We start from the raw sequence: 12,993 nt of genomic DNA, 5'->3' as shown, positions 1-12,993 counted from the left end.
GGGCTGGGCCTACAGCCTCCAGTCCTCAGCGATCATCGCCGCGAACATGGCCAGCCCTGGTGTGACCGACGTGCTGGAGGAGCGGCGCCGGGTCGCTTCCGGCGCCGACATCCCCTGGCAGGCCGCGACGGAGACGCCCGAGTCGGGGCGGCCCCCGGTGGGCGAGAGCGAGCTGTCGGCGGTGCTGGAGGCGCTGCTGGCGCACGAGGACACCCGCCGCCAGGTGGTGGACGTGATCGCGGACATGGAGACCTCGATCAACCCGTTCCCGGACGACGCCGCCTCCCTGACCGACTCGAAGGGCGGTTCTGCACGGTCTGACCTGCGAGAACTCCCCGAGAACACAGGCGGCGACCAGAACGGTTCTGCTGTGTCTGACCAGGCCGAACACGCTCCGGAGTCCGAAGAGGAGACCGAGGCCGGTTCTGCTGGGTCTGACCAGGCAGAACACGAGGTGGAGCCGGTGAACGCTCCGGCGGTGCGGGCGGCCTCGGAGGCCGCTGAGCAGCGCCGGACGGACGCCCTGGCCCTGTGGGAGCAGGGCTGGAGCGCGCAGGAGATCGCGGCGCAGATGCGCCGGGACAAGCGCACCGTGCGCGGCTACCTCACCGACCAGGGCGTCACGGCCGCCGCGATGGACCAGCGCGTCCAAGAGCGCGTCGCCGCCTACATCGAGGCGCACGGCCAGGACGTGCAGACCCGCCCGATGGCGGCGGACCTGCACCTGACCCGCTCTGAGGCCAAGGCCGCCCGTGCGGCGCTGGGCTTGGAGCACCGCAACCCCTAACCCGCAAGACCCGGCCCCCGCGAACGCGGGGGCCGGCGCCCCGCTCCGGCGGGTGCGAAGACCCCTGCAACTCGCCGTTGCAGGGGTCTTCGCACTACTCCGGTCCCGGGCGTGGCCAGAACCGCGTGACCTTCAGTGTCCGCGTGTGCGTGCCCGCCCCGGCCCACCTACGACAGCACCCACAACGCAGGAAGGAGAACACCTTGGCCGCCTCAGCCCGCTTCTTGGACCCTGCCGGATCTCGATACGGCGTCCCCACCTACCCCTGGGGATGGAGCGCAGTCTTCGACTCCGATCTGGCGACGAAATCGCAGCTCCGACGCGAGGGCCTGTCCACCGCCGGGCTGGAGGTGGCCGCTCAGATCATGTGGCGGTCCAACCGGGCCGGGAACCGGTCCGGGGTGCGCACCGCGGCCCTGTACCGGCGCTCGCTGGCCCGCCCGGTCCGCCCGCTGACCCCGGCCCAGGAACGCGCCCTGGCCCGCGCGCACCTGGCCCGGCACACCTGCACCGCCTGCGGGCGTTTGTGGGACCTCTACCTGCCCACCGGCAACGGCCGCCGGTGCCCGCCCCCGTTCGGGTGCGAGCAGATCGAGGCCCCCGAGGGGTTCGAACACGTTCTGGCGGTGGCCGCCTGATGGGCCACCACCTGATCCAGATCCGGCCGCAGCCGGTCCCCGGATGGGTCCTGCACTGGCCGGTGTGCACCTGCGGGTGGACCGGCTACGTGCTGCGCACCCAGCAGATGGCCCAAGACCAGGCCGATGAGCACCTGGCCGAACACCTTCCCACCACCTCCCCGGCGCAACCCGCGCTGTTCGACCTGCAAGGAGAGTCCTGATGCTTCGTGGATGCCTGGCCCAGATCATCACCTGGGGCCTGATCGGTGCCGTTGTCCTGTGGTTCTTCCGCGCCCCGGAGTCCGTGGCCGGGCTCATCACCGGCGCGGTCGGCCTGGTCGTGTCCGGCGCGGACGCCCTGGGCGCCTTCGCCTCCGCTCTGACCCCGACCCTGACCAACCTGTTCTGACCCGGAGGGATGACGTGAGCAGCAACGATGTGGACATCCCTGAGGCGGAGCCGCTGCCCGCCCTGGACGAGACCGAGAAGACCTCCGCCACCGCGGTGACCCCGGCCGAGGAGCTGACCCCCGAGCAGGCCGCCACCCTGGGCCAGGCCCAGCAGGACGAAGAAGAGGAGGCGGGGCCGCCGCCGCTGCCGCCGCTGCTGGAGCTGGCCGGGTCCAACATCGCCACCACGGGCGGGCTGGCCTACGGGGCGGCCGGGGTGGCCGGGCTGTTGGCGGTGGGGGCGGTGGCCACCGTGGGCACGGCCGCCTACCTGGCCAAAGGCGCTCGGGAGCGGCGCGATCGGCGTGAGCGGGCCGCCCTGCGGGGCGGGGTCGAACCCGGGCGGCGGGGTTTCCGGTCGCTGGTGCGGGGCGCGGGGCCGGGTGGCCGCGGCGCCCTGGGCGGCGGCCCGGGCCGGGGCCGGGGGCTGGCCGGTGGTGTTGGCGGGTTGGCCGGCCGTGCACGCTCGGGCGCCTCTGGTGCGGGGGGTCGCTCCGGGCTGTTCGGATCCCGCTCCGGTGGCGGTGCGGGTCGGGGCGGTGCCCTGGCCGGTGGCCGCTCCGGCGGCGGGGCGGGCCTGTTGGGCCGGTCCGGGGGTTCTGCGGGCGGCCTGGCCGGCCGTTCGGGTGGCGCCTCGGGTGGTCGGTGGGGCGGGGCCGGGTCGGCCTCGCGCGGCGGCCTGGCGGGTGGCCGCTCCAGCGGCGGCGGGTCGTTGTTCGGTCCTGGCCGCTCGGGTGGGGCTCACCGGGCCGGAGCCCGGGGCGGTGGCCGGTCCGGGGCGCGCGGGTTGTTCGGGGCGGCCCGCCGCCGCCCCTTTGGGCGGGTCACCGCGATCTCGGATCCGGCCATGCCCACCCGCGCCTCCGGGCGCCGCCCGTTGCGGGGTGCGTTCGGCGCGGTGCGGCGGGGCTGGAACCACCCCCGCACCCGACGCGGGCGGGTGCGGTTCCGGCGGGCCTCGGAGCGCACCCGCGACTACATGCGCAAACGCGCCCGCCGCCTGCGCACCACAGCGTTTTGGCACTCCCTGGCCGGGTGGTGGGGGCGCCTGTGGGGGCGCATCCGTGGTGATGAGCGCTACGGGCCCATGTCGTCGGCTTCGGCCGCCGCCTCCGCCCTGGCGGTCGCGGCGCTGGGGCCCTCCCGTCGCCGGTCGGCCCCCCGGCGGGTCATCACCGGCCGGGTCATCGGAACCTCCGCCCGCACCCCGGGCGAGTTGAGCAGCGCCAGGCGTCCCCTGGCGATCGGAGCCGGAGCATCCGGCACAGAGTTGGAAGGACACCCCATGTCGAAGAAGCCCGGCGAGATCATCCGCGCCGAGACCGCCGCCGACGAGATGCAGGCCGCCCTGGCCGCGTTCGGTGGCGCTGACGTGCACATGCTCACCTACGAGCAGGGGCTGATCGCGCTGCCGCAGATCCTGCGCCGGATCGGCCACGGCCTGGGGCAGATGTCCTCCTCCGCTGAGGGGGAGCAGCCGCTGGACCCGGCTGTCGTGGAGTTCATGCACCAGATCAGCGCGGCCGTGCACCAGGTCGCCGACGTCTCCGACGAGCTGCCGGGCCTGTTCCGCGCCGCGCACGAAAAGGAGCTGGAGCTGTTGGAGGACCGCCGCCCGCACGCCGAGCGCTGGGACCGCAGCCGCCGCGACAGCTAACCCCCACCACCCCCTTTTCGGGGCCCGCGACCAGCAGCAGTTGGTCGCGGGCCCCGCCTCGTTGCTGAAGGAGAAAGCGCATGTCGATCGAGACCCCGGCCCCCAAGCAGGCCAAGAAGAAGACGTCGAAGAAGGAGCGGCAGGCCGCCGAGGAGGCGCGGCGCCGCTGGTCGCACGCCCAGGGACCGTGGCTGTCGGCGGCCAACGCCGCCTCGCTGTCGTTGGCCGCGGCCACGGTCGGCTCCCTGCCCGAGGTGGGGCTGCCGGTGTGGGCTCCGGCCGCGGTGGGCGCGATCGGCGCCACGGCCGCCTACACCAAGGCGGCCGCGACCAAGCTGCCCGCGCTGTCGAAGCTGTACCGGCCGGGCCGGTGGGCGGGGTTCGCGGGGTGGACGTCCCTGGCCCTGGCCGCCGGGGGGCCGTGGTCGGCGGACCTGCTGGGGGTGCTGGGGGCCGGGGTGGTGGCCTCAGCGCTGCTGCGTCCGGCCTCCCAGGCCTGGGAGATCTCCGCTCAGGACCGCAAGAGCGCGGAGGTCGAGGCCAAGGAGCGCCTGGACCTGGCGGTGGCCTGGGAGCGGCGCATCGACCGGGTGTGCTCGATCAAGGGCACCGTGGTCACCGACATCCGCGAGTGGAAAAACCCGCACCCCACCAACCCCGACGAGATCTGGGAGACCGGGTACACGGTCAAGGGCAAACTCCCCCCATCTGCGGGGCTGGAGGCCCTGAACCGCAACACGGCCAAGCTCGCCGATGACGCCGACCTGCCCGCCGGGTGCGGAGTCGAGGTTGCCGGCCTGCCCGAGTCGCGGCGCACCTTCGAGCTGTTCATCAACACGGTCAACGCCCTGGAAAAGACCATCCACTACCCGGGCGACTACACGCGCCGCTCCATCTACGACGGCATCCTCAACGGCGTCTACCGCGACGGAACGACGAGCACCCTGGACATGAAGTGGAAGTCCACGGTGCTCATCGGCGCCACCGGGTCCGGCAAGTCCGCCCAGCTCGCGGCGGTCATGGCGTCCCTGCTGCGCTGCGACGACGTGATCGTGTGGGGCATCGACCCCAACGGCGGCGGGGTATTCGAGCCCTACCTGCGCCCTTGGGTGGAAGGACGCGCTACCCGCCCGGCGATCGACTGGGTCGCCGTGGACGAGGCCGAGATGCACCACATGCTCGACTTCGCCCTGGCCGCGATCGAGACCCGCAAGATCGGCTACACCGACCTGATGCGGCAGACCAACGACACCAAGGTCCCCTCGAGCAGCGCGGTGCCGCACATCCAGATCGTCACCGACGAGACCGCCTCACTCTCGCCGGAGCTGAAGGAGAAGCTGCGCCAGCTCTCGGACCGCTCCCGGGCCGCCTCCATCCGCCCGATGGTCTGCTCGCTGCGGGCGGTCTCGGACTCCATCCCCCGGCCCCTGATGGCCCAGATGCAAAACCGGATCGGGCTGCGCGTCAACGAGGAGGAGGACCTGAACTACCTCTTCGGGTGGAAGTCCAAGCTGCCCTCCGCCTCGGAGATGCCCGCTGAGGGCTACGGGCTCATCCGCCACGACGCAGCGGAGAGCCCCCGCCTGTTCCGCGGGCTGTTCGCCGACCCCGACAGCGCGGACCAGGTCGCCGAGGCCACCGCCTCCTGGCGCCCGGAGCTGGATGACGTGACCGTGCGGGTCCGCCCCGGGGTGTACATGGACCGGTGGCAGCGGGCCCGCAAGGCCGGATGGCTGCCCGGCCTGGGCAAGACCACGGGGTCGAAGAAGGGCGCCGGCCCCGCTCCGGCTGCGGAGCCGCCGCGCCCGGCCGCACCCAAGGACACCCCGAAGGGCACCACGGCTCCTGGTCCGCTGGGGGACATGCTCTCCGGTCTGGGCGAGTCGATCCGCAAGAAGCGCCAGGAGATCGAGCGCAAGAAGAACGGCCCCGACGAGTCGGAGGTGGACGCGACCTTCGCCGCGCTCACCCACGGGCTGACCCTGGGTAACCAGGACGGCCAGGGCTCGGTGCCGCGCGTGCTCCAGGCGGCCCTGGACCTGGCCGCCGCCGAAGGGGCCAAGGGGGCGGCGGTGGTGGACATCGCCACCGAGCTGCGGTGGTCGCGGCCCACGGTCCGGGCCCGGATGCGGGCGCTGGAGGTCGAGGAGCTGCCCAAGCCGGAGCGCTGGCACACCGGTGCCAAGCCGGAGCGCGGCTATACCCGCGAGGCGCTCCAGGTGGCCCGCGAGCGCATTCTCAGCGGCGAGCTGGAGGTGCCCGCAGGCATCGACGCGGACGAGTGACCCCGTTACGAGAAGCCGTTACAGGGGTGCGTTACGGAGCCCGTTACGAGGCTCGTAACGGGCTCCGTAACGCACCCCTGTAACGGGGGTCGAGACGGCCCCGTAACAGCGACCCGTAACGCCGTCTGGCCTGCGGTTACGCGGTGTTGTAACGGCAGGCCGACACACCCCCTCCAGAGGCCCTCTGGAGGCTCTCCCACGACACGGAAGAGGGGTCCTGCTGGTGGACATCGACTGGCCGCCCACGATCGGCACCGGAGCGATCACGGCGGCCGTGATCGCCGCCATCTACATCGCGGAGGTACGCGAGGCGCTCCGGTGCGGCGAAGAGCCGATCGGGCCCGCTCTGGTCATCATCGGCGCCCTGGCCGGGATCGGTGTCGGCCTGCTGATCGCGAACCTCATCTGACCCCGGGCGCTGGCCCTGCCCTCCCCGCACCTGGGGTGTCGGTAAGGAGCGTGTCACCAGGTGCCAAGTAACCCGCGAGTAACTTACGGGTTCGCCGGACAACCAGCCCCAGGGCCCCGGAAGATCGTGGATAGCCGGGCGCACCGCCCGGCCAAGGACACGAGCGGGCAGGGGACGGTCGGATGGCACGGGATCTGGACCTGGACGAACTCCTCGACGCCTTCACCCTCACCGCCGACGAGTTGAAGCTGCTGCGGAACAAGTCCGGGGCGACCCGGCTCGGGTTCGCGGTGACCCTGCGCTTCCTGCTCTGGCGCGGCCGGTTCCCGCGCGGCCGCGGCGAGGTGCCCGACAACGCCGTCGTCCACGTGGCCAGGCAAGCTGGGCGGCCGCGAGGTCGACCCCCTCGCGGGCCTGTCGGCCCTGCTGGTGGCCACCGACCGCACAGGGCAGGTCCTCGGCTGTGCCCTGATGATCCCGCCGGGCCGTTTCCTGGCCCAGGTGCGCCGGGTCAACGAGGTCCAGGGCTTGGCGCTGATGCTGGTCATCACCAAGCTCAAAGGGCTGGCGGTGGACCCCGCCCACCGCGGCCGGGGGATCGGGGCGGCCCTGGTCAAACGCGGCGTCCAGTTGTACGAGCAGAGCGGCTTCCACGTGATGTACGGGCAGTTCACCGCCGAGAGGAACCTGGAGCCGTTCTACCGGCGCCAGCGCTTCACCGTGCTGGACCTGGGGGAGCCGCTGCAACCGCTGCTGGCCCTGCCCGCGTCGATCGTCTCCGAGGGCGAGGAACGGTTCTTCCACCGCATGCTGGGCTGAGCGCGTGAGTAGCTTCGAAACCGCGGTCGTCGACCGCGAAACTACTCACGGGTTACTTGGCACCTGGTGACACGCTCCTTACCGACACCCCAACCCGGACGAGAACCCGGCGCCCACAGGACGTGCTCGACCCCGCACCCAGGCGCCGGAACCCCGTCCGGACCGGGCTGTGCGTCCCGTGAGAGCCAATGGTGCCTAGGTGTAATCCGTCAGTGACTTTATTGGATGTCCTGAGTGTGCTTTTCGATCACTGAGGAGTGTGTTCGGTGTACTGGGATCGCTGGTCTGGCTGCGCTGGTGGGTGGGGTGTGAGCAGACTGAAGGTCCTGAGCGAAGTACTAGGTGGGGGCACACGGTGGGGCAGCGCAAGGGAGGACTCGGTCCTCGCGGGAGCCGGTGGGTCGCGGCGGCCGCCGCCCACCACATCCACGACGCCGAGGTCGTCGACGACGAGCGCCTGGCCGTCCCCGCCGGAACGCCAGCACTCCTGTCCCGCTCGGAGGCTGAGGACGTGCTGGAAGTCCTGGAGGCCGTCGCCGTCGCCACCCCCGCAGGGCCGGGCAAAGTCCGCGTGGAAGAGCTCGCCCTGGCGCTGCGTGAACGACTCCGGGAACACCAAGGCTGACGAGGTCGGAAGTCGCATTCCGAGATCGCCGCCGAGGGCAGCCGTTCGGAAGGACGCTTCCGAAGTCCGACGTGCTCCTCAAGGTCGGGCACACCGGTTAGCCGGTACACCGGTGTATTGGCCAGCCGGTGAAACGGCAGGTGTGTAGAAACCTGCACGCCCGATTGCCCCTCGTGGCACGCTCGGGACCCATGGACATCACCGCATGGCGCCGCACCTTCCGGCGCGAACAACGCCTCCGTCGCCGGGTCCGCCGCGCGGCCTGGCGGCTCAAGCAGGCCGAGACCGAGTACGCCTGGTCGATCGCTACCGCCAAGGCCGAAGGGCTCTCGGTCCGCAAGATCGCCGAGGAGGCCGGGAAGTCGCCCTCGCGCGTGCAACAGGTCGCGAACGCCGCTGACATCGACGCCCTGGACGCCGCCATGGCCGAGCTCCGGTTGGCGGGCTGGTCCACCCCGGAGGACCCCGACGGCAGCGACGACGAAGAACTCGACGGTCGGGACCTGGTCGGTGAGCGCCTGGCCGACGAGGCCCGGTGGCTGCTGCTGTGCGCGGCCTGGGTCGAACACCACGACCAGAAGCAGTGGCCGCCGGTGGTGGACATGCGCCCCGATGCCGATGACCCGCACAGCTACAACGTGGTCCTCTACCTGCCGCGCATCGCCGCTGTGATGCGCCGGATCGCCTACGACGTCGACGAGCTGGCCCGCGCCCGCACCGTGGAGGAGTTGGACCAGGCCGCGGTCGCCGACGACCGCCGTGCCGAGCGCCGGCGCCGCCTCGCGGAGGAAGAGCTGACCTTCGCCGCGTTTCACCGCCGGATCCGTGCGGGGGAGGTGACCTCCCGCTACGTCGCCTGGCGCGGGAGCCCTCGGAGCATGAGTGAGGCGGAGCTGTGGCGGGCCTACCAGCACGAGCTGGCCGAGCGCGGCTACGAGGACGCTGACCCGTGGGGGTTCAACCCCTTTGAGCGGTACCACCACCGCTTCTGACCCCGCCCGCTCCCGAAGGACCGGCCAGGGGCAATCCAGCGTGCAGTTCGCTGCACACCTGGCCGGGTTCGGCCTTTTCCTGCGGATGTCACCGTCTTCGGTGAGGATGACGCCATGACGACGAACACCCCCTCCGCAGCCGTTCCTGTCCGTCTGATCGGTGGTCCCGATGACTGGCACGGCCAGACCCTCAGCCACATGACCGCCACCGAGCTGGAGGCACCTCGCGAGGCTCTGGGCAGCTACCTGGTCAGCAACTGCGTCCCGGCCACACATCCCGACCCAGGAGCCCGCGCCGTCTACGAACCGAACGCCGAACCTTGGCCGTGCACCCTGTGGTTCTTTCGGGGGTGGGTCCCGTTCGGCCCTGGCGATCCAGAAGGCCGCATCGCCACGCACCTGTTCGACGTCGATGTGGTCACAGACCACGAAGGGATCCCGCTCTCCTGGTCCGAGCAGGAGAGCGGGGAGGCCGGAACGGTGACGCGCGTGCTCGCTCATTGGGAGGCCACCGGAGAAGACGACCTGGGAGCGGACGTGTGGCATGTGGCCACCGGTGCCGGCCCCGACGTGGTGCTGCGCAGGTACGTCGGAGACCTGTGGGAAGCCGGGCCGCTGCCCACCCTCGAGGCCCCGGAGCACGATGACCCTCTGATCTAAGGGCCCGGATGCTTACGTCAGCACGTCATGACGTAGTTACGTCGCTCTCTGATCTGTGGAAACGTCCTCCGAAGCAAGCAAGAGAAGGACACACTGACACCCATGACACCTACCTCCCGGTGGGCGGCCGCGGCCCTGACTCCGTTCGCTGTCCTGCTGTGCGCCCTCGTTCTCCAACCCACGCTCGGGTTCACGTTCGGTCTCGGCTACGCGGTGATCACGGCCGCGATGCTCTGGTGGCAGTGGTCGATGACGCGCTCCACTCCACGCGGCCGCACCGGTTCCTGGATCAGCATCCCGTTGCTGGCGTTCGTGGCGACCCTCGGATACAACTCCGGTGCGGTTCTGGGGCTATCGACTGCCGGGTCTCTCGGCTTCGCCGCCGCGGCCGTGGTGTTGTTCATGCCTGCGCTGTGCGTCGCTGTCACCGAGCAACCGCCCCAACCCACTCCTGTGGTGCCGTAGGCACGTCAGTACGTCATGCCGTACCGTCGTGCCTCATGAGAGCTTCCATCGCGTACACCAACACCAAGCCCGGCACGGGCAAGACCACCACCAGCGTGCTGGTGGCTCAGTCCCTTCACCAGCGCGGGTTCGACGTGCTCCTGGTCGACGCCGACCCTGCCCAGTCCGCGCTCGCCTGGTCCGATGAGGTCGGCGGCTTCGGCTTCAAGATCGTCGGCCTGGCCACCAAGGACGCTGGCCGCCGCCTCGGGGACTTCGCTGGCCCCGACACCTTGGTGATCGTGGACCTGCCCCAGGCCGAGGACCACGGTGCCATCGTGCGCAGCGTTCTGCGCCACGTCGACGAGATCACCATCCCGGTCGCGCCCTCCACGATCGAGATCGACCGCACCGGCGCGATCACCGAACTCCTGGAGGAGGTCGCCGAGGTCCGCCAGGCCCCCGCCCGGATCGCAGTCCTGCTCAACCGGGTGGTGAGCGGCGCCCGGTCGGGCCGCGACGCCCGGGAGGGCTTGGAGGCCATGGGCTACGACGTGCTCGACTCCCAGATCCCCCGGCGCGAGGCCTACGCCTTGGCCTACGGCGCCGCCCCGGAGGTCCCCGCCGGTGACCCCATCGAGATTCTGGCCGACGAGTACCTGCGCCGCGCCGGGATCGAGGTGGCGGCCGCGTGAACGCTGCGAAGTCGAAGTCGTCTGCGGACCGGTTCGCGAAGGCGGCCTCTTCCCGCCGTGCGGCCCCTGCCCAGGCCGCACCCGAGGAGGCCCAGCTGCGGCCGGAGCGGGGCCGCACGGCGGTGCGGTCCAAGCCGTTGCGCACCACCGTGGACCTGTCGCCGGCCGACCACAAGAGGTTGCGAAGGATCGCGGACCGGCTCGCCGATGACCTGGACGTGGGGGAGGTGCCCCGCCGGGCGGTGTGGCTGGCGCTCCTGGCCGAGCTCGCCGAGGACGAGGCCCTGTACGGGCGGGTGTTGGAGCGCGTCCGGGAATCACGAGACGACGTACCTACGTCATGACGTAAGCACGGCACACCCCCTGGAGGCGACCATGGACACCATCTACCTCGTGGAGAACAGCACCGGAGGCTACTGGGCGAAGGCGTACCAGAGCGTGGCCAAGGCCAAGGCCGGTGTCGAGTACTGGACAGCCAAGAAGCAGATCCGGGTGCGGTGGCAGCCGGAGGGCTTCGCCACGATCGCCGTGGACGCGGCGACCGGCGAGCGACTCCACACCATCGTGGGGTTGCCCGTGCACCGCGACCAGGACGCCGAAGAGTCCTGAGGAGGTCGGCGAGCAAGCCGTCCACGGGTGTGACGCGCACGAGCCGTCGCACCCGTGGGGCGCTCGCTGCGACACACCCTCTGACGTGTATACGTCATGCCGTACTTACGTCTCTGACTTTCGATAAGCTCACTTGTCGAAAGTCAGAATCGGACATCAGTCCCGCCCGCGCGCCCCCAGGAGCCCTCTGTGTCGACCGAGTTGATCCCCTTCCCCGAGCACCAGGACGACGGCGTTGTCGACGCGGTCGTGGTCGACGACGACGGCCAGGAGCTCGAGGCCCGTACCCCCGACTCCGAGCTGACGCCGTCGGCCGCGGCCCGGGTCGCCGACGGGTGGGCGGCCTCGACCCAGACCGGCTACGCCCGCGACTGGAAGAGGTTCTCTGCCTGGTGTTCAACAGCGGGGCGCACCCCGCTGCCCGCCACCCCGGAGACGTTGGCGTCCTACGTCGACCACCTGGCAACCGCCGGGCTCGCCCCGGCCACCATCGACCGTGCCCTGGGCACCATCGCCTCCTACCACGAGGCCGAAGGCCACTCCCTGCCCACCAAGGCCGCCCGGATGGCGCTGCGCTCCTACTCCCGCCAGTGGGCGAAGGCCGGCGGCCGCCGCCGCCAGGCCCCCGCGCTGAGCGTGGACCAGCTCCGGCAGATGCTGGAGGCCACCTCCAGCGGTCTGGTCGGTCTGCGCAACCGGGCGCTGCTGCTGCTCGGGTACACGATGATGGCCCGCCGCTCGGAGCTGGCCGCCTTGGACATCGGTGACGTGCGCGAGGTCGCCGACGGCCTGGAGGTGTTCGTCGCGTCCTCCAAGACGGACAAGGACTCCGTCGGGGTCACCGTGGCCATCCCCTACGGCACGCACCGGCTCACCTGCCCGGTGCGCACGGTGGCCGACTACCTCACTGCCCTGGCCGAGGCCGGGGTCACCGATGGGCCGCTGCTGCGTTCGGTGGACCGGCACGGCCGCCCGTCAGGTACCCCGGATGCTGCCGGACGGAGCACGGGTCGGATGTCGGGGGCCGGGATCAACCTGGTGGTGAAGGAGCTCGCCGTGAAGTGCGGGGTGGAAGGGGTGACCGCGCACTCCTTGCGCGCCGGCCCTGCCACCGCAGCCGCGGCCGCCGGGGTGCCCCGAGCGTGGATCGCCCGCCAGGGACGGTGGTCGGAGAGGTCAACGGCCATCGACGCCTACATCCGCCCCACCGACGCTTGGCGCGACAACCCGATGCGCCGCGTGGGGTTGTAGGAGACGGAGAAGCCCTGCTTCCTCAAGGCCCGGTCTACGACTCCAGATGCTGTTTCATGCACGCACCTGGACTTCTACCGCTCCGGCATCAAGGGCGACTTCGCCTACGAGTTCCAGGAGACCTACGAGAGTTCTTCTTCGCAGGGGATGGAGCGTTTGAAAGGAGGTTGAAAGAGGAGGTGTGGAGAAGGTGGGGACAGTCTGTGGAGAAGGTGGGGACAGTCTGTGGACAAGGTGGGGAAAGCCTGTGGACAACACCTTGATGACTGCGATGACTGCATAGATCCAGCTCAATGGGCTAGTAGCCGCCTCCATCTCCGGTTGCTGGTGGACGAGATCAGCCGAGCTCGTGCACCTCCGTCAGGAGTCCGAGAATTCCAGGAGTCAGGGGCCTCCCAGTAGAGTTGTGCCAGCACCTTGAAGCACCGGAGAGGTCGGCCAGTCCGCGCGGATGGCCGAGTAGGGACACCACGAGGGTGACCCGGTCACCGGTGAAGGAAGGAGCGGTCCATTGGATCGAAGCAATCGCGATCGGTGGACGCCGCCCTGGTGGCTCCCCCCGATTCTGGGAGGCGTCGTCCGGGTAGCTCTGCAGGTTCTCCTCGACATGGTCGGGGGAAACGGCAACGGCCCTGGTGGGACACCGTGATGGTGCCCGACCAGAGCCGCTAACAGAGAAGAAGCAGTACCG

At 70.9% G+C, this 12,993-nt stretch carries 16 protein-coding genes and 1 pseudogene; all 17 read left to right on the top strand.

The window, feature by feature from the left end; genetic code table 11:
* Nucleotides 1–787: helix-turn-helix domain-containing protein (locus tag HNR07_RS34210; protein WP_184373214.1), on the top strand; the 787-nt coding region annotated here is incomplete at its 5' end.
* Between the two features lie 203 nt (nucleotides 788–990).
* Entirely contained in the window at nucleotides 991–1,425 is a 435-nt protein-coding gene (locus HNR07_RS34205; RefSeq protein WP_184373212.1) for an RRQRL motif-containing zinc-binding protein, read from the top strand.
* A complete protein-coding gene (locus HNR07_RS34200; protein WP_184373210.1) occupies nucleotides 1,425–1,628 on the top strand; it encodes a hypothetical protein in 204 nt (67 codons plus the stop codon). The genes HNR07_RS34205 and HNR07_RS34200 overlap by 1 nt, the downstream gene beginning before the upstream one ends.
* On the top strand, nucleotides 1,628–1,816 hold the full coding sequence (locus tag HNR07_RS34195; RefSeq protein WP_184373208.1) for a hypothetical protein: 189 nt from the start codon (nucleotides 1,628–1,630) through the stop codon (nucleotides 1,814–1,816). The genes HNR07_RS34200 and HNR07_RS34195 overlap by 1 nt, the downstream gene beginning before the upstream one ends.
* 14 nt (nucleotides 1,817–1,830) lie before the next feature.
* Nucleotides 1,831–3,513, top strand: a complete 1,683-nt coding sequence (locus HNR07_RS34190) for a hypothetical protein (RefSeq protein ID WP_184373206.1) — start codon at nucleotides 1,831–1,833, stop codon at nucleotides 3,511–3,513.
* Nucleotides 3,514–3,593: 80 nt separating this feature from the next.
* Entirely contained in the window at nucleotides 3,594–5,798 is a 2,205-nt protein-coding gene (locus HNR07_RS35775) for an FtsK/SpoIIIE domain-containing protein (RefSeq protein ID WP_184373204.1), read from the top strand.
* A gap of 223 nt (nucleotides 5,799–6,021) precedes the next feature.
* A complete protein-coding gene (locus HNR07_RS34180; protein ID WP_184373202.1) occupies nucleotides 6,022–6,207 on the top strand; it encodes a hypothetical protein in 186 nt (61 codons plus the stop codon).
* A 173-nt stretch (nucleotides 6,208–6,380) separates the two neighbouring features.
* Nucleotides 6,381–6,590, top strand: a pseudogene (locus HNR07_RS34175) (DUF4158 domain-containing protein); the annotation flags it as partial.
* Between the two features lie 46 nt (nucleotides 6,591–6,636).
* Entirely contained in the window at nucleotides 6,637–7,026 is a 390-nt protein-coding gene (locus HNR07_RS34170) for a GNAT family N-acetyltransferase (RefSeq protein ID WP_184373200.1), read from the top strand.
* Between the two features lie 355 nt (nucleotides 7,027–7,381).
* Entirely contained in the window at nucleotides 7,382–7,651 is a 270-nt protein-coding gene (locus tag HNR07_RS34165) for a hypothetical protein (RefSeq protein ID WP_184373198.1), read from the top strand.
* A gap of 191 nt (nucleotides 7,652–7,842) precedes the next feature.
* Nucleotides 7,843–8,643, top strand: a complete 801-nt coding sequence (locus HNR07_RS34160) for a helix-turn-helix domain-containing protein (RefSeq protein WP_184373196.1) — start codon at nucleotides 7,843–7,845, stop codon at nucleotides 8,641–8,643.
* 114 nt (nucleotides 8,644–8,757) lie between these two features.
* Nucleotides 8,758–9,303: a hypothetical protein gene (locus HNR07_RS34155; RefSeq protein ID WP_184373194.1), complete on the top strand. Its 546-nt coding sequence runs from the start codon at nucleotides 8,758–8,760 to the stop codon at nucleotides 9,301–9,303.
* A 102-nt stretch (nucleotides 9,304–9,405) separates the two neighbouring features.
* Entirely contained in the window at nucleotides 9,406–9,768 is a 363-nt protein-coding gene (locus HNR07_RS34150) for a hypothetical protein (protein ID WP_184373192.1), read from the top strand.
* A 35-nt stretch (nucleotides 9,769–9,803) separates the two neighbouring features.
* Nucleotides 9,804–10,442 carry a nucleotide-binding protein gene (locus HNR07_RS34145; protein ID WP_184373190.1) on the top strand — a complete coding sequence of 213 codons (639 nt, stop codon included), beginning with the start codon at nucleotides 9,804–9,806 and terminating at the stop codon, nucleotides 10,440–10,442.
* Entirely contained in the window at nucleotides 10,439–10,786 is a 348-nt protein-coding gene (locus HNR07_RS34140; protein WP_184373188.1) for a hypothetical protein, read from the top strand. The genes HNR07_RS34145 and HNR07_RS34140 overlap by 4 nt, the downstream gene beginning before the upstream one ends.
* A 31-nt stretch (nucleotides 10,787–10,817) precedes the next feature.
* A complete protein-coding gene (locus HNR07_RS34135) occupies nucleotides 10,818–11,051 on the top strand; it encodes a hypothetical protein (protein WP_184373186.1) in 234 nt (77 codons plus the stop codon).
* Between the two features lie 189 nt (nucleotides 11,052–11,240).
* A complete protein-coding gene (locus HNR07_RS34130) occupies nucleotides 11,241–12,302 on the top strand; it encodes a tyrosine-type recombinase/integrase (RefSeq protein WP_312894088.1) in 1,062 nt (353 codons plus the stop codon).
* Nucleotides 12,303–12,993 lie beyond the last annotated feature (691 nt).

It is taken from the genome of Nocardiopsis metallicus (assembly GCF_014201115.1).
In the GTDB taxonomy this organism is placed as follows: domain Bacteria; phylum Actinomycetota; class Actinomycetes; order Streptosporangiales; family Streptosporangiaceae; genus Nocardiopsis; species Nocardiopsis metallicus.
The sequence above is the reverse complement of the archived record's forward strand: the minus strand, read 5'-3'. Positions and strand labels throughout refer to the sequence as shown.